The organism is Rhizobium sp. 42MFCr.1 (assembly GCF_000377185.1).
In the GTDB taxonomy this organism is placed as follows: Bacteria; Pseudomonadota; Alphaproteobacteria; order Rhizobiales; family Rhizobiaceae; genus Rhizobium; species Rhizobium altiplani.
Genome location: NZ_KB897826.1, coordinates 85,941 through 110,203, shown reverse-complemented (window position 1 = coordinate 110,203; position 24,263 = coordinate 85,941). Strand labels below are relative to the sequence as shown.

24 protein-coding genes, 1 tRNA gene and 1 pseudogene are annotated in these 24,263 nt (G+C 60.4%); 10 read left to right on the top strand and 16 right to left on the bottom strand.

Features of this window, described 5'->3' with window-relative positions; translation table 11 throughout:
- Positions 1-27: 27 nt before the first annotated feature.
- On the top strand, positions 28-1,401 hold the full coding sequence (locus C934_RS0111600; protein ID WP_018856891.1) for a glutamate--cysteine ligase: 1,374 nt from the start codon (positions 28-30) through the stop codon (positions 1,399-1,401).
- Positions 1,402-1,499: 98 nt separating this feature from the next.
- Entirely contained in the window at positions 1,500-2,360 is an 861-nt protein-coding gene (locus C934_RS0111595) for a DUF937 domain-containing protein (RefSeq protein ID WP_018856890.1), read from the top strand.
- 87 nt (positions 2,361-2,447) lie between these two features.
- Here the strand turns inward: C934_RS0111595 and C934_RS0111590 are convergent, their stop codons facing one another.
- Positions 2,448-2,747 (bottom strand): DUF1127 domain-containing protein, encoded by a 300-nt coding sequence (locus C934_RS0111590; protein WP_018856889.1) that lies wholly within the window; start codon positions 2,745-2,747, stop codon positions 2,448-2,450.
- A 202-nt stretch (positions 2,748-2,949) separates the two neighbouring features.
- Between C934_RS0111590 and C934_RS0111585 the strand changes: the two genes are divergently transcribed.
- Entirely contained in the window at positions 2,950-3,906 is a 957-nt protein-coding gene (locus C934_RS0111585; RefSeq protein ID WP_018856888.1) for a LysR substrate-binding domain-containing protein, read from the top strand.
- Between the two features lie 2 nt (positions 3,907-3,908).
- Here the strand turns inward: C934_RS0111585 and C934_RS0111580 are convergent, their stop codons facing one another.
- Positions 3,909-4,541 carry a TetR family transcriptional regulator gene (locus C934_RS0111580; RefSeq protein WP_018856887.1) on the bottom strand — a complete coding sequence of 211 codons (633 nt, stop codon included), beginning with the start codon at positions 4,539-4,541 and terminating at the stop codon, positions 3,909-3,911.
- A gap of 389 nt (positions 4,542-4,930) precedes the next feature.
- On the opposite strand from C934_RS0111580, the gene C934_RS0111575 reads away from it, so the two are divergent.
- Positions 4,931-5,836: a hydrogen peroxide-inducible genes activator gene (locus C934_RS0111575; RefSeq protein ID WP_025659470.1), complete on the top strand. Its 906-nt coding sequence runs from the start codon at positions 4,931-4,933 to the stop codon at positions 5,834-5,836.
- On the opposite strand, the gene C934_RS0111570 is transcribed toward C934_RS0111575, so the two are convergent.
- The 3 genes from C934_RS0111570 to C934_RS0111560 all read right to left on the bottom strand — a co-directional run bounded on the left by C934_RS0111570 (position 5,837) and on the right by C934_RS0111560 (position 8,094).
- Positions 5,837-6,712: a dienelactone hydrolase family protein gene (locus C934_RS0111570; RefSeq protein WP_018856885.1), complete on the bottom strand. Its 876-nt coding sequence runs from the start codon at positions 6,710-6,712 to the stop codon at positions 5,837-5,839.
- A 98-nt stretch (positions 6,713-6,810) separates the two neighbouring features.
- Positions 6,811-7,233: an MAPEG family protein gene (locus tag C934_RS0111565; RefSeq protein WP_018116127.1), complete on the bottom strand. Its 423-nt coding sequence runs from the start codon at positions 7,231-7,233 to the stop codon at positions 6,811-6,813.
- Positions 7,234-7,338: 105 nt separating this feature from the next.
- The gene (locus C934_RS0111560; protein ID WP_018856884.1) at positions 7,339-8,094 is read right to left on the bottom strand and encodes an SDR family oxidoreductase; all 756 of its coding nucleotides are present in this window, start codon (positions 8,092-8,094) and stop codon (positions 7,339-7,341) included.
- A 95-nt stretch (positions 8,095-8,189) separates the two neighbouring features.
- Here C934_RS0111560 and C934_RS0111555 point away from each other — a divergent pair, with 95 nt between their 5' ends.
- Positions 8,190-9,107, top strand: coding sequence for a LysR family transcriptional regulator (locus C934_RS0111555; RefSeq protein ID WP_018856883.1), 918 nt, complete (start codon positions 8,190-8,192; stop codon positions 9,105-9,107).
- A gap of 1 nt (position 9,108) precedes the next feature.
- Here C934_RS0111555 and C934_RS0111550 read toward each other — a convergent pair whose 3' ends face one another.
- From C934_RS0111550 to C934_RS0111540, 3 genes are all read right to left on the bottom strand, one after another.
- Positions 9,109-9,669, bottom strand: a complete 561-nt coding sequence (locus tag C934_RS0111550; protein ID WP_018856882.1) for a hypothetical protein — start codon at positions 9,667-9,669, stop codon at positions 9,109-9,111.
- 2 nt (positions 9,670-9,671) lie between these two features.
- Positions 9,672-11,156 (bottom strand): IMP dehydrogenase, encoded by a 1,485-nt coding sequence (gene guaB, locus C934_RS0111545; RefSeq protein ID WP_018856881.1) that lies wholly within the window; start codon positions 11,154-11,156, stop codon positions 9,672-9,674.
- A 178-nt stretch (positions 11,157-11,334) separates the two neighbouring features.
- A complete protein-coding gene (locus C934_RS0111540) occupies positions 11,335-12,324 on the bottom strand; it encodes an MBL fold metallo-hydrolase (protein ID WP_026371749.1) in 990 nt (329 codons plus the stop codon).
- Between the two features lie 251 nt (positions 12,325-12,575).
- On the opposite strand from C934_RS0111540, the gene C934_RS0111535 reads away from it, so the two are divergent.
- The gene (locus C934_RS0111535) at positions 12,576-14,000 is read left to right on the top strand and encodes a DHA2 family efflux MFS transporter permease subunit (protein WP_018856879.1); all 1,425 of its coding nucleotides are present in this window, start codon (positions 12,576-12,578) and stop codon (positions 13,998-14,000) included.
- A 3-nt stretch (positions 14,001-14,003) separates the two neighbouring features.
- Here C934_RS0111535 and C934_RS0111530 read toward each other — a convergent pair whose 3' ends face one another.
- The 3 genes from C934_RS0111530 to C934_RS0111520 are packed head-to-tail and all read right to left on the bottom strand — an operon-like array spanning position 14,004 to position 16,711.
- Positions 14,004-14,387, bottom strand: a complete 384-nt coding sequence (locus C934_RS0111530) for a VOC family protein (protein WP_018856878.1) — start codon at positions 14,385-14,387, stop codon at positions 14,004-14,006.
- Positions 14,388-14,446: 59 nt separating this feature from the next.
- Positions 14,447-15,166, bottom strand: a complete 720-nt coding sequence (locus C934_RS0111525) for an RlmE family RNA methyltransferase (protein ID WP_018856877.1) — start codon at positions 15,164-15,166, stop codon at positions 14,447-14,449.
- Between the two features lie 9 nt (positions 15,167-15,175).
- Positions 15,176-16,711: a Ppx/GppA phosphatase family protein gene (locus C934_RS0111520; RefSeq protein ID WP_025659477.1), complete on the bottom strand. Its 1,536-nt coding sequence runs from the start codon at positions 16,709-16,711 to the stop codon at positions 15,176-15,178.
- 256 nt (positions 16,712-16,967) lie between these two features.
- Between C934_RS0111520 and C934_RS0111515 the strand changes: the two genes are divergently transcribed.
- From C934_RS0111515 to C934_RS0111490, 4 genes and pseudogenes are all read left to right on the top strand, one after another.
- Positions 16,968-17,041 (top strand) — tRNA-Gln (locus C934_RS0111515).
- Between the two features lie 131 nt (positions 17,042-17,172).
- A complete protein-coding gene (locus C934_RS0111510) occupies positions 17,173-17,547 on the top strand; it encodes a hypothetical protein (protein ID WP_245267948.1) in 375 nt (124 codons plus the stop codon).
- A gap of 223 nt (positions 17,548-17,770) precedes the next feature.
- Positions 17,771-17,869, top strand: a pseudogene (locus C934_RS36430) (LysR family transcriptional regulator); the annotation flags it as partial.
- 1,621 nt (positions 17,870-19,490) lie between these two features.
- Positions 19,491-19,709, top strand: a complete 219-nt coding sequence (locus tag C934_RS0111490; protein WP_018856871.1) for a DUF982 domain-containing protein — start codon at positions 19,491-19,493, stop codon at positions 19,707-19,709.
- Between the two features lie 142 nt (positions 19,710-19,851).
- On the opposite strand, the gene C934_RS0111485 is transcribed toward C934_RS0111490, so the two are convergent.
- The 5 genes from C934_RS0111485 to C934_RS0111465 form a co-directional block, all read right to left on the bottom strand.
- Positions 19,852-20,484, bottom strand: a complete 633-nt coding sequence (locus C934_RS0111485) for a hypothetical protein (protein ID WP_018856870.1) — start codon at positions 20,482-20,484, stop codon at positions 19,852-19,854.
- Between the two features lie 29 nt (positions 20,485-20,513).
- Positions 20,514-21,908 carry a selenium-binding family protein gene (locus C934_RS0111480; protein ID WP_018856869.1) on the bottom strand — a complete coding sequence of 465 codons (1,395 nt, stop codon included), beginning with the start codon at positions 21,906-21,908 and terminating at the stop codon, positions 20,514-20,516.
- A gap of 234 nt (positions 21,909-22,142) precedes the next feature.
- Positions 22,143-22,928 (bottom strand): anti-sigma factor family protein, encoded by a 786-nt coding sequence (locus tag C934_RS0111475; protein ID WP_018856868.1) that lies wholly within the window; start codon positions 22,926-22,928, stop codon positions 22,143-22,145.
- Entirely contained in the window at positions 22,925-23,530 is a 606-nt protein-coding gene (locus C934_RS0111470) for an RNA polymerase sigma factor (protein WP_025659483.1), read from the bottom strand. The genes C934_RS0111475 and C934_RS0111470 overlap by 4 nt, the downstream gene beginning before the upstream one ends.
- Positions 23,531-23,581: 51 nt before the next feature.
- Positions 23,582-24,172: a tetratricopeptide repeat protein gene (locus C934_RS0111465; RefSeq protein WP_018856866.1), complete on the bottom strand. Its 591-nt coding sequence runs from the start codon at positions 24,170-24,172 to the stop codon at positions 23,582-23,584.
- Positions 24,173-24,263: the final 91 nt, after the last annotated feature.

Below are 24,263 nucleotides of genomic sequence, written 5' to 3'. Positions count from 1 at the left end.
GCGCTCTCCCATTGCAGGTAGACTTGAATGGCTCGCGATACCACCGACCAGACGCCACTCTCTTCGGTTCAGGAGCTGACCGATTATCTTGCCGCGGGGAACAAGCCGGCGGAAAAATTCCGCATCGGTACCGAGCATGAGAAGTTTGCCTTCTTCCGGGCGGACAACGGCCCTGTGCCGTATTTCGGCGAGGCCAGCATTTCGGCGCTGTTGAAAGGCCTTCAGCAGAAATCCGGCTGGGACCCGATCATGGACGGCGACAACATCATCGGCCTGGGCGAGCCGAACGGAATGGGCGCGATATCGATCGAGCCTGGCGGCCAGTTCGAACTGTCCGGCGCGCCGCTGGAAACGATCCACGAGACCTGCAAGGAATCGAATACCCATCTGGCGACGTTGCGCGAGATCGCCGAGCCGATGGGCATCCGCTTCCTCGGCATTGGCGGCAGCCCTAAATGGACACTGGCCGAAACGCCTGTCATGCCGAAATCCCGCTACGAGATCATGACCCGCTACATGCCGAAGGTCGGCGCCAAGGGTCTCGACATGATGTATCGCACCTGCACCATCCAGGTGAACCTCGACTTTTCCTCCGAAGCCGACATGCGCAAGAAGATGCGGGTTTCGATGAAGCTTCAGTCTCTGGCAACCGCGCTGTTTGCCTCGTCGCCCTTTACCGAAGGCAAGCCCAACGGCCTGCTCTCCTGGCGCGGCGACATTTGGCGCGACACCGACAACAATCGCTCCGGTCTGCTGGACTTCACCTTCCGCGACGATTTCGGTTTTCATGATTATGCCGAATGGGCCCTCGACGTGCCGATGTATTTCATCGTGCGCGACGGGCACTATCACGACTGTACCCACATCACGTTCCGCCAGTTCATGAACGGCGCGCTGAAGGGCGCGGTTGCCGCCTGGGAGCCGACGATGGGCGACTGGACGAACCACCTTTCGACCCTCTTCCCCGACGTTCGCCTGAAGCGCTTCCTAGAGATGCGCGGTGCCGATGGCGGCCCGTGGCGGCGCATTTGCGGGTTGCCGGCCTTCTGGGTCGGGCTTCTCTACAACGATGCTGCACTCGAAGACGCGGATATGCTGACCAAGGACTGGACATTCGACGAGGTCAACGCGTTGCGCGATGCCGTCCCGTCTCAGGGTTTAAGGGCAAAGTTCCGCGGCCATGAGCTTTATGAGACGGCGCGCGAAGTGATCGCCGTTTCGAAGTCCGGTCTCCGAGCGCGCAACAAGCTCAACAAGGAAGGCCAGGACGAAACCATCTTCCTTGCGCCGCTCGACGAAGTCATGGCCAAGAAGGCGACTTTGGCCGAGGATCTGCTGGCGCTGTATCACGGCCGCTGGAACGGTTCCGTGGAGCCTGTCTTCGAAGAGTATCAATACTAGGGTCTACCCTAAGCCCTTCTGCAAAAAGCGGTTTGCGCATTCCTTTTTCCGGCTATAGTGACGCAATTACGCGTTGCGAAACCGGGAAAGGGATTACCATGCTGCCACTCTTCGACATGATGATGCAGGCCCAGAACGGCGCGGCGATGGATGCGGTCTCCAAGCAGTTCAATCTTGCCCAGGAGCAGGCCACAAAGGCGATGGCCGCGCTGATGCCGGCATTTTCCGCCAGCCTGAAACGGAGCAGCAGCAACCCCTACGACTTCATGGGGCTGATGCAGGCGGTCGCCTCCGGCAACTACGCCAAATATTTCGAGGACATGGGCAAGGCCTTCACCCCGCAAGGAATCGATGATGGCAACACCATCCTCGGGCAGCTGTTCGGCTCCAAGGAGGTCTCGCGGGCGGTTGCGGCGCAGGCTGCCCAGATGACCGGGATCGGCCAGGAGATCTACAAGCAGATGCTGCCCGTGATGGCCGATACTTTGATGGGCGGCCTGTTCAAGCAGTCGATGGGGCAGATGAACGCGCCCGTCAATCCATTCATCAACACCGCCATGGGCGAAACCATCCAGAAATGGCTGGAAAGCACCGGCTTTGCGCCGAAGCAGAAGGCCGCTCCGGAGCCCACCATCTTCGACAATCCTTTCACTCAGGCCATGCAGCAGATGTTCGGCATGCAGAAGCCGGAGGCAGAGAAGACGGTCACCAATCCGTTTTTCGACAATCCATTCGCAAAGGCCTTTCAGGAAATGATGGGCTCGCTCGGAAAGCCGGTTGAGCCGAAACGAGCCGAAGCCCCGAAAGAGCAGGCAAAGGCAGAGGCGGAACGCTACGTCGACATGCTGAACAACATGTTCGACAGCGGGCTCGAGGTTCAGAAGAGCTACCAGAAGAGCATGGAAGCGATCTTCGAGACCTATATGCCGAAGGCGCCCTCCACTCCCCCGAAGGCATAAAAAAACCCGGAGACGGCTGGGAGGCCGGTCACCGGGTAAGAGGCAGGGCTATTGGCTATCACCCTGCGGGGAAAAACTGGGCCGGTCTCAATCCTTTTGGGACCGGAAGAGCGACTTCGGTCCGCGGTTGCGCGCGGATTTAGTCAGGTGTTCCGACGGATCTTCAAAGAAGGTGGACGCCAGGAACGCGGAAGTGAGATCGGTCCTGCTAAGGCCGATATCCTTCAATTGATTGTCATCGAGCTCGTTCAGCTTGTTGATCTCCATACGGTTGCGGATCACGCGCAGTACGGATGACAGCGTTGCAAAGCCATTTACGAGACGCTGGAAGAACGTCAGCGAGGTCTGGCTGCAGTCGAGTTCGAGTATCCGGTCTGTCGTGCGCATGGGACGATCCTTTCATTGGCGCGCAACAACCCACCCCTCCCGCGAGGTCGAGCGGCAAGGCATCGGGTTGAAATCGGAGCGGACAGGCAGGGTGTCTGTCCTTCACTTTGCTTGATTTGCACCCCGAAGATGCCAAACACCTATTGATCAGTCCAACGAATGTTTCTAATGATTAACATCAGAGATCTTTATAGGTTAACTCATGTCAGCGCCTCTCGATATTGATCAGTTGCAGACCTTCATTGCGATTGTGGATTCCGGCAGCTTCACCAAGGCTGCCGACAGAGTCTACAAGACGCAGTCCGCTGTCTCCATGCAGATGCGGCGACTGGAAGAGCGCATCGGCAAGCAGCTTTTCATCAAGGACGGGCGCGGCAACCGCCTCACCGTCGAAGGCGAGAAGCTCTTGAACTATGCGCGACGAATCATTCGCCTCAACAACGAAGCGATCGCAGCCTTTGATGACAACCGTCTCGAGGGCACGCTGCGCATCGGCACGCCCGATGACTACGCCGACCGCTACATGCCCGAGATCATCGGCCGCTTTGCCAAGACGCATCCGAACGTCGAGCTTTACATTGTCTGCGAACCCTCGGTGGGCCTCGCCGAGCGCATGAATCGCGGCGAGCTCGACATCGCGCTGGTGACCCACAATCCGCGCGAACGCATGTCGGATGTCGTGCGAACGGAACCGCTCTGCTGGGTCGGCTCTGCCAACCATCCGATCCGTGACGATGCCCCTGTGCCGCTCGCCGTCGGCCGTCGCGACTGCCAGTGGCGGCAGCTCGCCTGCTCGGCGCTGGATGCGGTCGGTCGCGAACACCAGATCCTGTTCACCAGCTGGTCGTGCACCGTCGTCGCGGCCGCGGTCCTCGCCGGCATGGCCGTTTCCGTCATGCCCGAATCGGCTCTGCGCACGGGGATGAAGGTGCTAAGCCAGGCGGACGGCTTCCCTGCCCTGCCCCCGGTCCAGATCGGCATCATGAAGCGGCCGGGTGTTTCCATCTCGCTGATGAACGCGATCACGGCGCATATCACCGCCTGCCTCGACAACATCACCCCCGCTGTCGTCGATGACAATCTCGACGCTGACGTCAAGAACGCCTATGGGCGGGCTCAGCCCCGCCTCAAGGTCGCTGGCATCGTCCCGAGTTGGTAGGCTCAGGCGGCAACCGGTGAGAGGAAGGCTGTTCGGATCACGCGCTTCCACTCATCCAGGATGCGTCTTGCAAGGGAATCCTCGCTGACGACCGCAAGGCGGATCGATGCCCCAAGCAGATGGCTGAACAGATAGCTGCGGGCCTGCATGTCGGCTGCGGAGAGCTCAGGTGCGACGCGGCGGACGGTATCCTGAAAGATGTCGGCAATCCGCTTGCTATGCTCGATGTTGAGCAGCAGCAGGTCGTGGTCGGTTTCGGTACCCATCCAGATGCCGAGATAGGCGGCATCGTTGCGATAGTCGGCGTAGTGCCAGTCGATCGTCGCGACGAGTACCTCGAGCGCATGGTCGACGGAGTGCACGGACGCAAAGGCCTCGGCGATGCGCGTCTGGAGCGCCAGCGCATGGCGGTCGAAGAGCGCTTTGACGATCGCCGCCTTCTCGGGAAAATACTGATAAACGGAACCAATCGGAACCTTGGCGGCGACGGCCAGTTCCGTCATCCGCATGGCGCTTACGCCCTTTTCAGCGATGAGTGCGGCTGCGGCCGACAAGATGTGGTCGAGCCGCTGAATACTGCGTTCCTGCTTTGGCTTCCGGCGGAGGCCAATACGATCCAAACTTCCGACCTTCATGTCGTTCCCATTTGTTCTATGTGGAGCGACGGAGGTGGTTCATACCGGCGCCATCTCGCCGATATGACATGCAGGTCTTCACGACTCGTAAACGAGATGCATCGGATTGTATGGATGGGGAAAAGTATAAGAAAATCGGGGTGATACACCCGTATTTGGTCAACTCCGCGTGTTGTTTTGCTCACTTGCGACGGGTTGGACGTTAATCGTTGTGGCCGTGGCTTCTCGGTCGCTGCGCGCACCGATTCGCGCACGCTACATGTGCCTCAAGTGCCCTCAAATCGGCGGCCACTCAGATGCCACCTGAAGAGCGGCCTTGCTCGTAATTCCATTGACCTTCGATAATCTCAAGTCGTACTTAATGAGATTATCGATTGGAAGAGATTATCATGCTGACCTTACGACAGATGCGTTATTTCGATGCGCTGGCAACGACGCGCCATTTCGGCAGGGCCGCCGAAATGGTCCACATCAGCCAGCCGGCGCTGTCGACCCAGATCATGGAAATGGAAGAATATCTCGGCGCCAAGCTAGTCGAGCGAACGCGGCAGAGCACGATCCTGACGCCGAAAGGCGAAGAGGTTCTGCACTATGTCCGCGCCATCCTGCATCAGGTCGACCTGCTCGAGCAGACGGCCCGAAAGGGCGAAGGCACGCTCGAAGGTCTGATCCGCATCGGAATTATTCCGACAGTCGCGCCCTACCTCGTCCCTCAGTTCGTTCCGCATCTGCGCAAGACTTACCCCAGCGTTGAGGTGGAACTTCGGGAGGCGGTCACCGATCGGTTGATGGCGGACCTCCTGACGGGAAAGCTCGATGCCGTGATCGCGGCCTTGCCGCTCGATATCGAAGGCATCCAGACGCGACCGCTCTTCACCGACCGCTTCTTCATGGCCGTAGCGGACAACGGCGAGGCGGTGCTGATGTCGCCGCTCACCGAGCATGAAGTAAATGTCGATCGCCTGCTACTGCTCGAGGAAGGACATTGCCTGCGCGATCAGGCCCTTGCCGTCTGCAGCGCCGGCAAGCGCAGCCTCGTCAACTTTGGTGCGACCTCAATGGCGACGCTGCTGCAGATGGTGTCGCATGATATGGGCATGACGCTCATTCCCGAGATCGCCATTCCGACGGAGACCAGCCGCAATTCGATCCGCATCGTGCCCTTTACCGATCCACAGCCGTCACGCGAGATCTGCCTTGCCTGGCGTCGCAGCAACCATCGTGGCAAGGAGATGGAGGCGCTGGCAGAGGCGATCATCGCTGTCGCCCCTGCGCCGCGCGAGCTGGCGGCCTGATCAGGCCAGGTTCTTCTTCAGGAATTCGACAGTCCTGCTCCAAGCGAGGTCGGCCGCCTTCTTGTCGTAGCGAGCCGCCGACGTGTCATTGTTGAAGGCGTGGTTGACGCCGTCATAGACGAAGATCTGGAAGTCCTTGCCATTGTCCTGCAGCGCCTTCTTGTAGGCGTCGATGCCGGCATTGATACGGTCGTCGAGGCCGGCGTAATGCAGCATCAGCGCAGCCTTGATACCAGGCACATCGGCCGCCTTCGGCTGGGCGCCGTAATAGGCAACACCCGCCCTCAGGTCCGGCGAGGCAACAGCGAAATCGTTAACCAGCCCGCCACCCCAGCAGAAACCGATCACGCCGACCTTGCCATTGGAATTGTCGAGTTTGCTCAGATATGTAAGCGTCGCCTCCGCGTTCGCCACCGTGGCGGGTCGGTCGAGCGTGCTGAACATCTCGCGGGCTTTGTCCTCATTCTCCGGCGTGCCGCCCTGGGGCGAGAGGAAGTCTGGCGCCAGCGCGATGAAGCCCTCCAGCGCCATGCGGCGCGCGACATCGCGGATGTGCGGGTTCAGACCGCGGTTCTCGTGGATAACAATCACGGCGCCGAGTTTTCCCGATGCATCCTTGGGTTCGACGAGGTAACCTTTCATCTCACCAGCTCCACCGGGATAGGTGACGTCCTTGGCCACCACCCGCGTGTCGTCGGCGGCGATCATTTCGGCGCTTGCCTTGTTGGCCGCAAGCATCGGTGCGATGACAGCGGCTGCGCCGGCGGAACCGGCCAGTTTCGTCAGCTTGTCCATGAAGTTGCGGCGATCGAGTGTCAGATGCGTGTATTCGTCGTAGGCGTTGATCATCGCCTGCGTGATTTCCGGCTTGTTCATTTGAGGCCTCCCGTTCCCTACCTGTCGGCTTTCGCCTGTTGGGGAAGATAGGTCAGCGGCCAGTAACGCAGGAACAAAACTGCGTTACTTCAAGTCGCTCAACCGTTCGCGAATGCCATCCAGGCGGCAACCCACATCCACATGGCGCCGAGCACCACATAGCCGCAGGCAAAGAGCGGGCTGCGATAACGCAGATTGTTGCTGGTCACGTGGATGAAGGCGTGCAGATAGCGCGATGCGACAAAGATCCAGGCAAGAACAACGGCGACGAGGTTATCGGCTTCCGTCATGTAAAGAAGGACGCAACAGGCGTAGAAAAGCACCGGCAACTCGAACTGGTTGGCGAGGCAATGCTTGACGACAAGGCCTTCCGCTGGCTCGTCGCGATTTTCCCGGTAGTTCGATCGCCGGATCTTGCCCCCCCGAACCAGCTTTTGCCGGCGGTACGAGAGAAGCATGTAGAGGAAATAGACTAGGGCTACGTGGGCAATAATGGGCCAGAACATCTCGTAGCCGGTCATGCTGTCTCTTCCTTGCGGTTTTTCCGTTTGATTTCCACGCTGTAGAGGAAAACAACCGACGCCGCAAATGCCCGTCGCGATTGTGCGACGGGCATGGCTGCTGCATCAGACCTGGGCGATGCCGCCATCGGCGAAGAGTTCTGCGCCAGAGACGAAGCTCGATTCATCCGAAGCCAGGAACAGAGCTGCGGAGGCGATTTCTTCGGCGCGACCGACGCGGCCCATCGGAACCTGCGAACTGAGATAGTCGAGAAGGCCCTGCTGGTCAGCCTTGTCCTTGCCTGCGAGTTCGACCAGGCCGGTCGTTTCCGTCGGGCCGGGGCTAAGCGTGTTGACGCGGATGCCGCGGTCCTTGAGATCGAGGATCCAGTTGCGCGCGAAGTTGCGGATCGCCGCCTTCGAGGCAGCGTAGACGCTGAAAGCGGGCGTGCCCGTCGCACCGGCCGTCGAGCCCGTCAGAATAACCGACGAGCCGTCACCGAGCAGCGGCAGTGCCGTTTGCACGGTAAAGAGCACGCCCTTGACGTTGCGGTTGAACGTGTCGTCAAACTGTTCTTCGGTGATCTGACCGAGCGGCGCGAGCGAGCCCCCGCCTGCGTTGGCGAAGAGCACGTCGATGCGGCCGGCCTCTTCCTTCACGCGATTGAACAAACGATCGAGATCGGCCTGCTTGGCGGAGTCGGCCTGGATGCCGATGACGTTGCCGCCGATCTCGTCGACAGCCGCGGCGAGCACATCTGCGCGGCGGCCGGTGATGAAGAGGCGAGCGCCTTCGGCGACGAAACGCTTCGCCGTGGCGAGACCGATGCCCGACGTGGCGCCGGTTATCACTGCAATCTTGCCATTCAATTTCTGAGTCATTGTCGTCGTCTCCTTTTGTTCGACTGAGCAGAAGATATGGACGAGCCGATCGTTTCGAAATAGAAAGGAATGAAAACCATTGTTGCAAATACGAAATGATGAAGCTGCCAGACTTCGAAGGCCTCGCGATGTTTGCCAAAGTGGCGGAGGAGCGATCGTTCGCCCGCGCGGCAAAGACGCTGGGTATTTCCGTAGCAACCGTTTCGCGCGGCGTCGCACGCCTGGAACAGAGACTGGGCGCCCGGCTGTTCAATCGGACATCGCGCCAACTGTCGCTGACGGAATTCGGCCTCCGTCTCGCCGAGCGCGCGTCGCGGATCTACTCCGATGCGGAGGAGATCGAGAATGCGGCGCTCGAGCTGTCGAGTCGTCCCCGCGGTCTGATCCGGCTGGCAGCGCCAATGACGTTCGGCGTGCATTGGATTGCACCGATCCTGCCCGAGTTCTTTGAACTCTACCCCGACATCAGCATCGATCTTCACATGAGCGACGCAAGCGTCGATCTCGTGGGGGAAGGTTTCGATGCTGCGCTTCGTATCGCGGTTTTGCCGGACTCGTCCCTAATTGCCCGTCGGCTCGCGCCGGTTAAGCCGTTCATTCTGGCGTCGCCTGCCTATCTCGAGAAATACGGATGTCCTGAGCATCCTCGAGAGCTGGCCGCGCATCACTGCCTCGGCTATGCCTATCGGCCACGCCAGGACATATGGCGGCTGACGAATAAGGCAGGCGAGGAGGAATTCGTCACCCCAACCGGCCCACTTCGGGCGACCAATTCGGAAGCATTGATCCCAATGGCGTTGCGCGGCCTCGGCATCTGCGAGCTGCCGGAGTTCATGGCCAGCGAATATCTAGCTGACGGGCGCTTGAAGGCGATCTTGACCGATTGGAGCCTGCCCAGCGGGGCACTTTATTTTGTCACGCCGTCCGCACGCGCACGACCGGCAAAGGTCGAAGTATTATCGGAGTTCATGGCGGCTCGCCTTTCCAATCCGCCATGGCGGTGGCCGCGGTAAGCTACTGCTCGCCCTCTTCGCCGCGCATCGCACGAACGACAGCGAAGCGGATGATGACGACGAGGCAGATGGCGAGGCTTGCGAATTTCAGCCGTGTCATCCACGGCAACAACTGCGCGGCCTGATCCGCCCAGGCACTGTCCCCGAAGGCGATCAAGCTGGAGACATTCTCGCCGTAGTCGGCGAGGCCATAGATGAAGGGGAGCGCATAGATCAGCTTGGCGAAGAACGGCCGAATCGGGCGGTTGAAGTATGAGCCGCCGGGTCTCAGCTTGATCAAGACCAGCAAGAGGAGTGCCGTCAGAAGTGCCGGAAAGATCAGCTCGGGACCAGCGTACATGGCCCGCAACAGATTGTTGGCAATCTCGTTCTCGCCGAGGAGCCGCTGCATCCGGCCGACGGTCAATTCGTCATAACCGGCGAAATAGATATCGAGAACGGCTTGCCCGGTTTCGTGCTTGAAGGGGACAACAAAGCCGAACGTCGTCCACGCAAGCACGCCAAGGCAGACAGCCGCGAGCAGCGCAATAATCCAGAGCGGAATACGGCTGCCCGCGTTCATTTTCAGCCGCCGGAGCCCGGATAGTTGGGGCTCTCGCGGGTGATCGTCACATCGTGAGGGTGGCTTTCGCGAAGGCCGGCGCCGGAGATGCGCACGAAGGTCGCGCGCTCCTGGAAGTCCTTGATGTCCTTGCCGCCGACATAGCCCATGGCTGCCTTGAGGCCGCCTGCAAGCTGATGCAGGACGCCCGAAACCGGGCCCTTGTAGGGAACTTGGCCTTCGATGCCCTCAGGCACGAGCTTCAGCGTATCGCGCACTTCCGCCTGGAAGTAGCGGTCTGCCGAGCCGCGCGCCATGGCGCCGACGGAACCCATGCCGCGATAGGCTTTGAAGGAACGGCCCTGGTAGAGATAGACTTCACCCGGGCTCTCATCGGTGCCGGCGAGCAGCGAACCGATCATGACAGCGGAAGCGCCGGATGCGATCGCCTTGGCGACGTCACCCGAGAACTTGATGCCACCGTCGGCGATGACAGGGATATCCTGCGCCCGTGCTGCCTCAACCGCCGACATGATGGCTGCGAGCTGCGGAACGCCGACACCGGCGACGATGCGCGTCGTGCAGATCGAGCCCGGGCCAATACCGACCTTGACGGCATCGGCACCTGCATCGATCAGCGCCTTGGTGCCGTCAGATGTCGCGACGTTGCCGGCCATGACGCGGACGGAGTTGGACAGCTTCTTTACTCGTCCGACGGCATTGAGAACGCCCTGCGAATGACCATGCGCGGTATCGACGACGAGAAGATCGACGCCTGCCTCGATCAGGCGTTCGGCGCGCTCGAAACCATCGTCACCGACGCCGACAGCGGCAGCGGCGCGAAGGCGGCCCTGCGCATCCTTGGATGCGTTCGGGTTGAGCTGCGACTTTTCAATGTCCTTGACGGTAATGAGACCGACGCAGCGGCCTTCTCCGTCGACCACCAGCAGCTTCTCGATGCGATGCGCATGAAGCAGACGCTTGGCTTCCTGCTGGTCGACGCTTTCCTTGACCGTGACGAGATTCTCGCGCGTCATCAACTCGTAGATCTTCTGCTTCGGATCGGAGGCGAAGCGAACATCGCGGTTGGTCAGAATACCGACGAGACGGCCGGACTTTTCAACGACCGGGATGCCCGAGATGCTGTAAGTCTTCATCAGCCCGAGCGCATCGGCGAGCGTCGCGTCGGGACCGATCGTAACCGGGTTGACGACCATGCCGCTTTCGAACTTCTTGACCTGGCGGACCTGTTCGGCCTGCTCGGCCGGCGTCAGGTTCTTGTGGATCACGCCAAGGCCACCGGCCTGAGCCATGGCGATGGCAAGGCGGCTTTCCGTGACGGTGTCCATGGCCGAAGAGATGATCGGGATATTCAGCTCGAAGTCAGTGGCGATGCGCGTTGCAACGCTCGTCTGACCGGGCAGGACCTCGGAATGACCGGGCTGCAGGAGCACGTCATCGAAGGTGAGTGCATCCAAACCGGTTGGCGTTTCTATGATGCGAGCCATGGCCAATTTCCTTCAATTAAGAAAAATGCAACGCCTCCCGGAACGAATCGTCCGCACCGGCAGTGTGCAAGGGTTGCTTTGGAAGTTGGCGAGGGCTGGTAACACGTCTATGACAGGAAGTGAATAGCAAAAAGCCCGACGTGTTCGCCGGGCTTGGTATGGCTGCCATGCAGCGGTCTCACAGGTCGAACTGATAGGTCTTCGGAACGAAGCGATATCCGTCGTCGTGTGCCTCGACAAAGCCGACGGCGGGGAACGGCATGTGGTAGCCTAGGAGGGCAATCTTGTCGGCCGCGATCATGCCGAAGACCTTGCGGCGCGTTGCTGCTGCCTGCGCCTTGTCCATATCGAAACGAACCTCCCAATCCGGCTTCTGCAGCGACAGAATATAGTGATTGGCGGTGTCGCCCGTTGCCACGAGGCGCTTACCCTCGGATTCGATGTGGAAAACCATGTGGCCCTGCGTGTGGCCCGGCGCCAGCATTGCGGTGATGCCGCTTGCAACGGTGCCGCCATCGCCGATGAACGTCGCTTTCTCGGCAAGCGGCACGACGTTGGCGAGAACTGTCTTGTGACCGCCTTCGGCGGCTGTGCCTTCACGCGCTTTGTCCGTCCAGAAATCGTATTCGATCTGGCCGATGACGTAACGCGCGTTCTTGAAGGCCGGTGCGCCCCCTTCCATCAGGCCGCCGATATGATCGCCATGCAGATGGGTCAGCGCGACCAGCGTGATGTCGTCGGGCGAATAGCCGGCAGCCTTGAGCCCATCGCGAAGCAGCCCGCTGCCGCGGGCGCGACCGCCTTCGCCAAAACCCGTATCGACAAGGATGACATCCGATCCTGTGTCGATCAGCGTCGGTGCGTAAGTATTGACGAACTTGTCGGTCGGCAGGAAATTCCTCGCAAGCAGCTCCTGAACCGTTTCCGGCTTCTGGTTGGTTGCGAAGGTTTCATAGGGCTTTTCGGCAATCGTGGCGCCGTCCTTGAAGACGGTAAATTTGTAGGAGCCGAGTTTAAACTGATTGAACTGGGGCTGCGGCGTCGCATCCATCTTGGTCTTGTCTCCACTTACGGCCATAGCGGCCGTCTCTTTCAAAATCATCGGCGTCGCCAGCAGGCTGATGCCCGCAGCAAGCAAAGTGCGCCGTTTCATCCCCGGTAGTGCCATATCCCGCCTCCCAATAGCGTGCAGCATCACTGCCGCATACCCCCAAATGACCAACAGCCGCCGCGTTTGTTGCACCCGACCAAAACAAGCATATGTCAATCTTGGCCGTTGAATTTGCTGAGCAAGCGGTCTCACGCAGACGTGATGCAAACGTGCTTCGGAAGCGGAATGAAGGGTTGGCAGAGCCTGTCGCGAGGACTACAGAGCACGAGCCTCCACCGCCTTCGCAAGACCTTCAAGGCATTTCGCGTATGAACCGCATCGTTCCGCTGATCCTCGCCGTTGCTCTCTTCATGGAGCAGATGGACTCCACCGTCATATCGACCGCCCTGCCCGCCATCGCCAACGATCTCCACGTCGGGCCGATCACGCTGAAGCTGGCACTGACCTCCTACATGGTGTCGCTTGCGGTCTTCATTCCGATCAGCGGCTGGATGGCGGACCGGTTTGGCGCCAAGCGCATTTTCCGCCTGGCCATCTGCGTCTTCGTCGTCGGGTCGATCTTCTGCGCAATCTCGTCCGGCCTGATCGAGTTCGTCATTGCGCGCTTCCTGCAGGGCATGGGCGGGGCGATGATGACGCCGGTTGGCCGCCTTGTGCTTCTGCGAACGACGAAGCGAAGCGAGCTTGTCTCGGCGATGGCCTTGCTGACCATCCCGGCGCTCGTCGGACCGTTGGCCGGACCGCCGTTAGGCGGCTTCATCACCACCTATTTCACCTGGCACTGGATCTTCCTGATCAACGTGCCGGTCGGCATTGTCGGCGTCTGGCTGGCAACGATTTTCCTGCCGGAGGTTGAGGCGACGGCGCCGCCGAAGCTGGATTTCACCGGCTTTTTGCTGACATCGTTTTCGGCCGCCGGCGTCGTCTTCGGCCTTTCCGTCGTCAGCCTCCCGGCCTTGCCGCCCGTTATCGGCATCATGGCGACGGCAATCGGCCTCGTCTGCGGTTTTCTCTATGTGCGCCATGCCAAACGGCATCCAGCGCCGATCCTCAATCTGAACCTCTTCCGCAATCCGACGTTCCGCGCATCGACAACCGGCGGCACGCTGTTTCGCATCTGTATCGGCGCCATGCCCTTCCTGACGCCGCTGATGCTGCAGCTCGGCTTCGGCCTGACGCCGTTCCAATCGGGTCTCATCACTTTTGCCGGCGCGATCGGGGCGATCACGACCAAGTTCATGGCGCGTCGCGTTTTCGCGGCTGCCGGCTTCCGCACCACACTGCTTTCGGCAGCAGGGGTGACGACCGTGGTTACGGTCGCGACCGGCTTCTTCACGCCACAGACGCCACATCTCGTCATCATCGCCATTCTTTTGGTCGGCGGCTTCTCGCGCTCGTTCTTCTTTACCGGCGTCAATGCGCTGGCCTTTGCCGACATCGACGATGCACAGGCGAGCCAGGCAACGTCGATGAGCTCGGTGATGCAGCAGATCAGCCTGGCGCTTGGCGTCGCGGTTGCCGCAGCAATCCTTGAAACATCGATCCATTTCCGCGGCGAGGCGCTGCAGGTGGCCGACTTCCACGTCGCCTTCTACGTGATCGCGATCCTGACTGTCGTGGCGACCATCCCGTTCATCCGGATGGACAGGAGCGCCGGCGCGCTTGTTTCCGGCCACCGTGCGAAGCGCATCACCCCGGCGACGATCGAGGCGGAACAACAGACCGTGAAGTAAGGCCTATTCCGGAGTCTCGCAGACGGCGCTCAGCTTGTTGCCATCCGGATCGCGCACATAGGCGGCATAGAAATTGGCATGGAACGGCCGCAATCCGGGGGCGCCTTCGTCTACGCCGCCCGCGGCAAGGGCTGCGGCATGAAACGCATCGACGTCCGCACGGCGCTCGGCATGAAGCGCGACCATCGAGCCGTTGCCAGTTGATGCCCGCCTGCGGTTGAACGGAGTTACGATCCAGAGCCGGCATCGGGTGTCGCCATCTGCGGCGTAGCCGATTTCCTCTTCGGAGTAGCGCTGGCGGCGATAGCCGAGCAGCGGCAGAACGATATCGTAAAACCGCCGCGCTTCATCAATGTCGTTGGTTCCGAGGGTGACGTATAGGAGCATGGTACCCGGGCATTCCAAGTCTTGGGAGACCGGATCATCACCCGAGACCAGCCCAAAGATCAAGCTTCGGTGACATCGGGCTCCATCTGGCGGCCCTTGAAGCCTTTCGCCAGCAGGAACATCTCCACGGATTCGGCCCGCGACGACGGCGGCTTGACGTGGACAACCTGCTTGAAATGCCGCTTCAGCATGTTGAGAAGATCGCGTTCGGTGCCTCCCTGGAAGGTCTTTGCCAGGAAGTGGCCACCCTCCCCCAGCACTTCGATGGCAAAGTGTGCCGCCACTTCGCAGAGATGCATGGTGCGCAAATGGTCGGTACGGTGGTGGCCGGTCGTGGGGGCTGCCATGTCCGAGATCACCAGATCAGGCGTGCCGCCGACGGCCTCGATCAACTGTGCCGGCGCTGACGGATCGAGGAAGTCCAGCTGCAGGATCTTCACGCCCGGCAGCTGATCCATCTCCAGGAAGTCGATCGCCGCCACACGGATATCCTCATCCGTCGAGCCCGTGACCTTGGCAGCGATCTGCGACCAGCTTCCCGGTGCGGCACCCAGATCGATGATGCGGCGGGCGCCCTTCAGGATGCCGTGCTTCTCGTCGATCTCGAGCAGCTTGAAGGCGGCACGAGCGCGATAGCCCTCGAGCTGGGCGCGCTGCACATAGGGATCGTTGATGTGGCGCTGCAGCCATTGCCGCGACGACGCCTTCATCTTCTTGTTCTTGACGCGCTGGCCGAGTTTGCGGCCGGTGCGGCTACCCGCAATCGTTGGCTTCGCCATGCTTGTCCCCTATTTGCCGCGCTGGCCGCGGCGGTTGCGGTGGCGCCGCCAGACGCCGTCGTCCGCCATCATGTCCGTGAGCAGGCCTTCCCTCAAGCCGCGATCGGCAACCCGCATGCGCGGGCTCGGCCAGCGGCGGCGGATCGCCTCCAGAATCGCGCAGCCGGCGAGCACCAGATCGGCGCGATCCGGTCCGATACAGGGATTGGCGGCCCGGCTTGCGAAATCCCACGACAGCAGCTTTGCCTGCATCGCCGAGACCTCGTCGTCCGAAAGCCAGATGCCGTCGACCTTGCGGCGGTCGTAGCGCGGCAGGTCGAGGTGGACGCCTGCGAGCGTCGTCACCGTTCCCGAGGTGCCGATGAGATGGAAATCATCCGCGTGACCGATGTCGATCGCAGGGCAATCGAAGTTGTCGAGCATGCCCGCCACTTCCACCACCATGCCCTCGAAAACATCCGGGGTGACATCGCGCCCGCCATGACGCTCCGATAGCGTGACGACGCCGACGGGAAGCGAGGTCCAGTGGGTGATGTGGTTTGCGAGGCGATTGAAGCGGTTGTCGCCGATACGAATGACCGCGATTTCGGAGGAGCCGCCGCCGATATCGAAGAGGACAACGGAGCGGGTCTCGCGTCCGACGAGCGACGAGCAGCCCGAGACGGCAAGCCGCGCTTCGGTCTCCCGATCGATAATCTCGAGTTCGAGGCCGGTCTCGGCAATGACGCGTTCGAGGAACACGGCCCCGTTGCTCGCCTGCCGGCAGGCCTCGGTCGCGATCAGCCGCATACGGCGGATTTCGCGGCTCTTCAGCTTGGAGGCGCAGACGCGGAGCGCATCGACGGCGCGATCCATCGCATCGTCGGAGAGGCGGCCGCTTGCCGCCAGTCCCTCGCCCAAGCGTACGATCCGGGAGAAGGCGTCGACAACGCGAAACTGACCCGGCCGCGTCGGTTGCGCGATCAGAAGACGGCAATTGTTGGTGCCGAGATCGAGAGCGGCGTAAAGCTCATCCGGCCACGGATATTCGTGGCTGCGCTGCCCTCCTTCGGACGGGCGTGCCCCACGATTATCGTTCTGGCCGGTTCGCAATTCGGCTGCCCCGGCCCGCCCGGCGGGCGCTGGCTGCTGCGGCTGGGCCGGACGTCCGGTCGGTTTTTCATGGACCAGTGGGCGTCCCTGGAGGCCGCGCTTGCCGCGATGCTTGCGGCGATTGCGGCGACTCGGCACCGATTCGCCGTCACCGCGAACAGCGTGCGTCGCGCTTAGGGCGTTTTCGTTGCTTGCCTGATGCTGTTGAACCGCTTCGCCTGGAGCGCCTGCGCCACGACGGCGACGCTTGCGCTTGCGCGCGACATTGTCGGCTTCAATTGGGCGCGCCGCCTCTCCGGCATCGCCGGACAGGACATGCTGAGCGGACTGGTTCGCATTGCGGGATTGCCCACCACGCTTGCCCTTGCGGCGCCTGGATTTCTTGCCATCCCTGCGCCCTGCCGCCGACGCCCCGTTACCTTGCGGCCTTTGGCCGCGTTCGGGGTCTTCCACGTTCTTTTTCCATCGCGCCGCGCAAGTCCAAAAGGTATGCAGCAGGCGCTCATTCGATTTTGCGTTGGCGCGAAGATACCAGCGCATGGCGAAATCACCAAATTCTTTTTGGCGTTAGCGAAATAGGTCCTCTCTTCGAGCTCAAAAGCCAGCGTAAAACCCCTGTTCATTTTTTTCGAAACAGGTATTTGCAATCCGCCAGCTTTTGTTTATAAGCGCCGCACACCAGCGGAGCCGCTTCGAGCGCCGCACCTGCTGGGGAATAGTTCAATGGTAGAACAGCGGACTCTGACTCCGTCGATCTTGGTTCGAATCCAGGTTCCCCAGCCAATTCTCCCTAAATGCCCTTAATTCCTTGATTTTCCGGTCCTGCCGGATATCGTTTTGGCATCATACGCGACCTGATGCCCAGAGCTGTAGCACACAGGTGATGCCCGCCTAATGAGCGCGGGGGCGTCGCAGTGGCAGGCAAGGGCAACTATCCCATGGCGGTCCGCCACGACGTCCAGAACCTTATTCGCCGCGGCAACATCTTTTACCGGCGGGCGCGTGTTCCCAGTTCTTTCACGCGATGCCAGCCGGGCAGCCGGCTTTCATTGAGCCTTCATTGTTCGGACCATAAAAAGGCTCAAGCAGTCGGTCGGAAGCTCAACACGCTCATGGCCGAGCTGAAGATGAACTCGAAGGAACCGATGTCCAAGGCGCAGCTCCAAAAGCTTTGCGAACATGAACGCGACGTGATGCGCTTGCATCTTGAAGACGTCTCGATCGCCGCAAGACGCAACGGCCGTCCCGCCGACATCGAAGTGCTGGAGCTCCATCTGGAGAATGGCTGAGCTGACAAGCTGCTCGCGGCTCGACAACGGGGTATCTGCATCTCATATCTTTGCGATCAGATCGAACTATCTAGAGCTGCTCCATGAGGCGAACACTCGCGGCTTCCAGGATGGCATCCGAATGCTGATGCACCGGTCTGCAGCCGGTCGGCGCCCGTTCGTTACGAACCATCTCTGCCTTTCCTTCCATCCGCCATCAGCGATCATTACGTATGAAAGCCCGACCACGCTTGGCCGGCGCCGAATTCTCGATATCGCTGTTGCCCCGGCGATCGGTGCCGCCGCAGTTGCACCGTTCCTTGACGACGCGCTCAGCAAGCTTTCCTACTCCGCCAAGGTCGGTCATGACCTGTCGTAGGACCTGCGCGCAGGGTTCGTCTTTCGCAGTGAGCCTCAAGACGTCGACCAGCGAAGCAGCCAACAAAAAAGGCCGGGGCGAAACCGCACCGACCTTCCTCACATCGCTACTCATACCAGTGCCAGTACATCCGTGGTCAAAAGTAGAAAGCGATTGCGGCAAATTGCGAGCGGCAGACATATTCCAGCGCTCATCAGCAATGCCGATGAAAGGCATATAGGCACTCGCTGCATGAAACGCAAGCGCAATTTTTGGTTTTATTCTCGAAGTCTGATAAAAACAAAAATTGCACGAATTGCGTTGCATCCGGAGCCACGCTCAGGCATGCTCGCTTCTTCAGCAGCCAATGTCACGGGCGCTGCTGCATCAAGGGCTCACAGCCCTCGCCCCAAATTGAAGGAGGACCGAAGTGTCTTCCGAATTCGGTTATGTCTTACATTCCAGGGACCTTACTATGCTGCAACGCATCTTGGATGCGGCTGGATACAGTGCTGCCAATAGTGTTGCTCATCCTGAGCGATACAACATCGCAGCCAAGCTACTTTTCGAACGTTTCCAACATGGGATGACCTCCCCCGACGACCTATCCAGGGAACTGGAAAGGCATTTTGGCCGGGTGATTTCGGCAATATCTCCACCAAGCTTCGAGCGGACACGCGCCTCCATTCAGGGACGGCCTCCCCGGTAGAAATTTCCTGGAGCTGTAGGACTCTCCGCCTTCCCGATGTAGCGGGCCGATAGCATGGAACAACGCGTCAAGGCGGGGATTGAGGGAGTGGATCGCACGGGTGAGGAATGTTTCTCCCTCATGTCTTACGCTGGCTAACTGTGTGATCCACTATTCTCGAATGTGGAATCGGAGACCCTGTGTCGGTACCGAGCTGGCTAGTCTTAGTCGTTGTGAACGCAACCGCGTGCTGCTTCCTGTTGCATCTCCAGAAGAAGACCTTGATATGCTTTTTTGCGAATTGGCCTGGTGACGAACGGCCGCGCCTTCTTCTCGGCAATGCAGGCCTACGCTGGTACGATGACGGAAACAGTCACTCAGGGAGACGCGCAGTCCGCATTTCTCGCAGCGGCTCTTGACGCAGAGGCAGTGTTCCGGATGGCCTACCTCCTTACTGTGAGGATGGTCGTGTCTTCGCCATGAAGATCCCGAGATCACTGATCTCCATCACGTTGTCGTTTAGACCAAGAAGCGTGCCGCCCGCGCTTTGGTTTCGCCGTCGGTGCGGGCGCGCAAGCCTCACGTTCCAGACGGAGGAGCTTCAGCCGCTCCGTCTTCTTGGAAGCCCAAGAAGGAAAAGGCGGCCGCCGACAAAGCCGGCCCGCCCATTTAAAGTTCTCAGCCGAAGGCCAGCCAAAGCGCCCCAAAGAAGAATTGAGGTTCGGAAGGGCGATCGGCATCTGTATCGGTCGCCTTATCGTCGCCCAAGAAACACCGATCCGTTCCTGTTTGAGGCACTTGGCGACCTGCCATCCATTTCTTCCCTTTGATTGCCTGCTGCGAATACCCATCTATCTGAAGGCGGAACGAGTACTCGATGGCGCCGATAACGGACCCTCACATGATTGGAGTGTGGCCATGCTGGTACACCGATGGGAAACACCTCTCGTGCTGGGAGACAACCGCATTCGTATTGTCGTCGGCTCCTCGGAGGAGGCATTGACCTGGCTCGTCCATGAACCGAACCAGAGTGCGGCCAAGTGGCAACGAGCCTGGAAGGCCTGCCGAGCGGTCGTTGAAGGTCGGATGAAAACGGAAGACGCCAAGTCCGCCGTTCAGCTCGCGGCCACGCGCTAAGTCGTTCGAGTGCACCAATTTCGGTGATCCGGTCCTCAGGCGGCTGCCGGGTCGAGGTCTTGGCTGCTGCCTCTGCTTGATACAAGCTGGACGGCTGCGCGTTTGGTCCTTACTGGTGCGCGTGTGCCAGGTCTACTCGCCTTCACCTGATGATCAGCAGCCCGACACCGGTGGCGAACAGAACCCCCGTCCACAGCAAGTCGACGTTGATCCAGGCACTGCGCAATATTTCGAGCCCGACCCAGCGATAAACCGTCAGCGCAATGAGGCTTGTGACCGCCAACATTGCGAGCGTGTGGACGCCGACTGCGGCAATCGCCATGGCGGCGGAACCGGCGCCGCCAACATTCGGCAATGGCGGCTGGGTCAGACAGAGGGGCATCAGGGCGGGCAGGATCATGAGGCCGGCGCCATGGGCCGTGGCCATCAGGAACGACCAGAACACAAGGCCGGCGAGTCCCGTCCGCAAGCCGACGCGAACGCGGCGACTGTGCCCGAAGACTTGATGGCAGATCGCCCAGGCAACGAGCGTCACGCCGGTGGCCATGCGCACAGCATCCTGGTTCACGAAAAGGCCGGCGGCGACTACAGCTCCGGCCACCAACGCGATGGAGACAGCATGCCCGAGGGCAATGGCGGGTACGGCCTGAACCACCGCCGTGAAACTCTGCCGGTGAACGCCGAGCGCGACGGCAAACAGCCACCCCATCGCGGGATTGAGACCGTGAAAGGCGCCCAGTCCCGCCAGCAGCATCCAGGGCCAGAGCTCGTTCATCGGCGCCTCGTTTGCCGGATGTCGTTTCCCTAGGGATAACAATAGGAATCCGACGAGCAATCTCCACCTTGCAGGCGGACCTGATGCGGACGGTGTGACTTGGGCCATTCGACGAAGAATTTCTCGTCGAAGGCAATGCCACCTTCCGGCTTCGCATCGAGCTTCACCATCCAGCCCGTTATGCCATCGGGATAGAACTGCTCATCGATCGCCCCGTAAAGCGAGTTGGTGAAGTAGATGCGACGACCATCGCGGCTGATCTCGACCATCTGCGGGCCCCCGTTCAGCGCGCCATTCTCGGCCCCTGGGTGCGACGCACGCGAAACGATACCGCCAATGCGGACCTTGCCGGTCAGCCTCGGTTTGAACGGATCTGATACATCGTACTGAAGGAGATCGCCGGTTCCCCAGCAGGACACGTAGAGAAATCTGTCATCCATCGAGAGATCGATGTCGGTGACAAGCGGCGGCACGGCCTTGAAACCCTTGAGCATTGGCGGCAGTTGGTCGGCATCGGCGGGCTCCGCCGGAATGTCGATCACCTTTGTCACCCCCCATTTTTCACCGTCACGGTGCCAGACCCAAATCGAGGAGGAGAGATCCTCTAGGCTGAGCACGCAGTTGACAAAGCCATAGGCTTTCGTCGGGTCGTGCGCGGGCCTGAGCTCGAATACGAGCTGGTACTTTTCGCCGAAATCGATCGTCTGCAGGTGCTTGCGCGTGTGCAGATCCCAGAAATGCAGACGGCGTCCGTATTTCGCGCCGAGCAGGATGTCGGGGACGAGCCCGTTTTCGAAGGTATCGGGCGTGCCCCACTCGCTGGTAACGAGCGTGTCGTGGCCAAGGTGCCACCATACGTCATAGGAGAGCTGTTGCTCTCCCCGATCTATCTCCCACTGTCCGCGGACCTCGAAAGTCCTGTGATCAATCAGAAAAATCCCGCCTGGGGCCTTGCCTTCGGCATTGCCCAACGCGGCCACATAGATGCCCTCGGGGCCGCAATGGATGGTGTGCGGTCGGGAATAGCCGGCTCGTTCGGCCACGTCCGCGGGCTCAATCACCTTGACGATCTGAGGATTTTTGCCGTCCGGCTTGGTGTCGATGATATGGATTCGGGAAGATTTCAGTCCCGGCACGACCAGATAGCGGCGTTCCGCGTGCGGGTGCGGCGCGTTCGGGCACAGACAGGACGAACAGGCATTCCAGCCGAAATGATGCAGTTCGTCACCGACATTAGGCATCGCGAGCTTGTTTATGATCTGCCCGTAACTGGCCGATGTCGGATCGACATCGACGACGGCAAGTTCATCGGGAACCGCTCGCGTTGGATCAAAGGCGACGACATAGGCAAACGTCTCGGGCGCCGCCTTCATGGCCATGCGTGGCGACGGATAAAAGGTCGGATCAGGTTTCCACGTTTCCATGTGAATTGCTCCTGGCTAGCGTGTGCTGAACAGTGAAAAATGCTCGCTAAATGCTTGCCGACAGCCGACTCACGCTGCGGATGGGGCGGGTCCAAGGACGTTCAAGGGATACCAATTCGAACCGGCCACGCGAGCCGTAGAGGTCATCCTCCCCACGCAACTATCTCAAAAAATCGCGGGATTGGGCAGTCCTTTTTTTTCATAGCCGCTCTCGCCGCCACTCCGCCTCAGACCTCATGCAGTCCTTTTGCGGACATCCTCCGCCAGTTCCTGCATCCGGTCGATCGGAATGCGTCCAATCAGCATGAAGGCGTGCGTTTCGTTCGACCAGTAGACGACATTCATGCCGCGTCGGCCTTCGACGTCGGGATCCTGCTTTCCGACGTCCGAGCGAACGATGCAGAGTGCCAGCGGCCCCGTCTCCGGGTCCAGATAGGCAATCTGTGCGAGCGGCTTTTCGTCGTATTGCAGCAATTGGGCGCGCTTGAACTCGATGCCGGGCAGCGACACCGCTTCGGGTGACAGGGAGATGCCAAGTTTGTCGACGAGCCTGGCGAGCTGGGCTGCCTGCGCTTCGCCTGACGGCGACGGGCCGGCCAGGGTATCGACAGTATAGAGGGCGAGGTATTCGGCAACAACGGCGCGCCATTCGCTGCTTTCATCCGGAGCATCAACGCGATTGCGGATGCTGATGAAGGCCCGGTCAGCCACAATTCCGGCGAAGAGGCAGGCTGCAAGCGAACCGAGGAAACCGCGGCGACCGAAGCGTTCGGGAGCCGGCTTCGCGTCGGCCGGCGTACCGAGCAAGGTGTCGAGCCTTGCCTTCGGAGCTTCGGCAAGCAGCGGCTCGAAGGCTTGCTTGAAGGGGAGACTGCTCCGCGACAGCAACTCCAGCCTCGCGGCCGCACGCGCGTTCGAGTCGAGAAGCGCCTCGATGCGCGAGACCTCCGTATCCGACAGCTCACCGTCGATATAGGCCGTCAACTCCTCATCGGAGAGGATTTGGTTCTTGTCGTTCATGTAACCCCCTCTCCCGAGACACTGGCGGCTATCTTGGCGCGCGCGGCGGCAAGGCGGCTCATCACGGTGCCGATCGGGATATCCAGTACGCTTGCGACCTCCTTGTAGGAAAGACCTTCCACATAGGCGAGAAAGACCGCTGCACGCTGCGCATCCGGCAGCGCATTGACCAGCCGCAGAACCTGGTTTGCCATGAGATGGGTTTCCGCGTCGCGGGCGCCATCGACAACAAGGGCCTCGTCTGCATCGACGAAGCCCTGACCGAGGCGCACGCGTTGCGACCGGATCTCGTTCAACCAAATGGAATGAAGGATGGAGAACAGCCAGCGGTCCAGCCGCGTTCCCGTCTCGAACTGCTCGACGCGCTCCAGAGCGCGAACACAGGTCTGTTGCACGAGATCGTCGGCAACGTCGCGGCGATGCGAGAGCACAAGGCCATAGCGCCACAGCCGCAGCAGATTGTCCGCCAAGCCACTTTTGATATCGGCTTCGCTTGCGATGAGAGCCTCCGCCACGATTTTTCCTTCCAAAGCCGCCGGTTGCACCGACGGCTCTGGTACTGCGCGACTATAGGCAGGAAATGTGGTGTACGCGACCGGCATTGGAAGGTTCCTATTCAACCGTGGTTGCGCATTCCCGCTGTTCTTCAATGGTCAAGGCTTGAGGATCGCTTCGTTCAGATCGCGATACGCCTCGCAATCGGTGCCGCAGATCGTTTTGATTGTTTCCAGCTGCTCCTTGGCAAGATCGAGCCGACCCTTGATGACGTAGGCTTCGCCGAGATATTCACGAACCTGCGCGTATTTGGGATCAAGCTCAACGGACTTCAGGTAGTAGGAAATGCCTTCATCCGTGCGGCCGAGCTTGCGGGTGGCGTAGCCGCGATAGTTCAGAGCCTCGGCGGTATTCGGATCCTTCAGCGTATCGAGTATGGCGAGCGCTTCTTCATAGCGTCCGGCCTTTGCCAGCGAATAGGCGTAGTCCGTGCGGTTTTCTTCCGTCACGTTGGCGCTGCTCTGTTTGACGCACCTCTTCGTCCTCTTGTCGTACATCTGGCCCTTCTTGCAGGTCGGCATGGTGCTTTCGCTGCTCCTGCCTCCGGAGCCGCTGGACCCGCTGGATCCGCTACTGCTGCCGCCGCTGCTGCTGCCGCCGCCAATCGAAAATGCGGGCGTGGAGAGTGCAAACGCGGCAATGCAGCCGCCGACCAGGATGGAAGCAATACGAACAGTCGCGATCGTCATGGGATATCTCCTACGAAAATGACGTTGGCGGCGAATGAACACCGTTGACTGGCACTTTATTCGATTGCGTGTTCTTCTTTTTTGCACCTTG

Excerpts from the sequence above, each read along its gene's own strand:
- C934_RS0111565 (WP_018116127.1), bottom strand. The coding sequence starts at position 7,233 with ATGACCGGCTACGAGATGTTCTGGCCCATTATTGCCCACGTAGCCCTA.
- C934_RS0111480 (WP_018856869.1), bottom strand. The coding sequence starts at position 21,908 with ATGGAAACGTGGAAACCTGATCCGACCTTTTATCCGTCGCCACGCATG.
- C934_RS0111540 (WP_026371749.1), bottom strand. The coding sequence starts at position 12,324 with ATGGCACTACCGGGGATGAAACGGCGCACTTTGCTTGCTGCGGGCATC.
- C934_RS0111560 (WP_018856884.1), bottom strand. The coding sequence starts at position 8,094 with ATGACTCAGAAATTGAATGGCAAGATTGCAGTGATAACCGGCGCCACG.
- C934_RS0111575 (WP_025659470.1), top strand. The coding sequence starts at position 4,931 with ATGCTGACCTTACGACAGATGCGTTATTTCGATGCGCTGGCAACGACG.
- C934_RS0111485 (WP_018856870.1), bottom strand. The coding sequence starts at position 20,484 with ATGAACGAGCTCTGGCCCTGGATGCTGCTGGCGGGACTGGGCGCCTTT.
- C934_RS0111465 (WP_018856866.1), bottom strand. The coding sequence starts at position 24,172 with ATGACGATCGCGACTGTTCGTATTGCTTCCATCCTGGTCGGCGGCTGC.
- C934_RS0111595 (WP_018856890.1), top strand. The coding sequence starts at position 1,500 with ATGCTGCCACTCTTCGACATGATGATGCAGGCCCAGAACGGCGCGGCG.
- C934_RS0111525 (WP_018856877.1), bottom strand. The coding sequence starts at position 15,166 with ATGGCGAAGCCAACGATTGCGGGTAGCCGCACCGGCCGCAAACTCGGC.
- C934_RS0111570 (WP_018856885.1), bottom strand. The coding sequence starts at position 6,712 with ATGAACAAGCCGGAAATCACGCAGGCGATGATCAACGCCTACGACGAA.
- C934_RS0111475 (WP_018856868.1), bottom strand. The coding sequence starts at position 22,928 with ATGAACGACAAGAACCAAATCCTCTCCGATGAGGAGTTGACGGCCTAT.
- guaB (WP_018856881.1), bottom strand. The coding sequence starts at position 11,156 with ATGGCTCGCATCATAGAAACGCCAACCGGTTTGGATGCACTCACCTTC.
- C934_RS0111535 (WP_018856879.1), top strand. The coding sequence starts at position 12,576 with ATGAACCGCATCGTTCCGCTGATCCTCGCCGTTGCTCTCTTCATGGAG.
- C934_RS0111490 (WP_018856871.1), top strand. The coding sequence starts at position 19,491 with ATGCTGGTACACCGATGGGAAACACCTCTCGTGCTGGGAGACAACCGC.
- C934_RS0111585 (WP_018856888.1), top strand. The coding sequence starts at position 2,950 with ATGTCAGCGCCTCTCGATATTGATCAGTTGCAGACCTTCATTGCGATT.
- C934_RS0111600 (WP_018856891.1), top strand. The coding sequence starts at position 28 with ATGGCTCGCGATACCACCGACCAGACGCCACTCTCTTCGGTTCAGGAG.
- C934_RS0111580 (WP_018856887.1), bottom strand. The coding sequence starts at position 4,541 with ATGAAGGTCGGAAGTTTGGATCGTATTGGCCTCCGCCGGAAGCCAAAG.
- C934_RS0111550 (WP_018856882.1), bottom strand. The coding sequence starts at position 9,669 with ATGAACGCGGGCAGCCGTATTCCGCTCTGGATTATTGCGCTGCTCGCG.
- C934_RS0111470 (WP_025659483.1), bottom strand. The coding sequence starts at position 23,530 with ATGCCGGTCGCGTACACCACATTTCCTGCCTATAGTCGCGCAGTACCA.
- C934_RS0111590 (WP_018856889.1), bottom strand. The coding sequence starts at position 2,747 with ATGCGCACGACAGACCGGATACTCGAACTCGACTGCAGCCAGACCTCG.
- C934_RS0111555 (WP_018856883.1), top strand. The coding sequence starts at position 8,190 with ATGATGAAGCTGCCAGACTTCGAAGGCCTCGCGATGTTTGCCAAAGTG.
- C934_RS0111530 (WP_018856878.1), bottom strand. The coding sequence starts at position 14,387 with ATGCTCCTATACGTCACCCTCGGAACCAACGACATTGATGAAGCGCGG.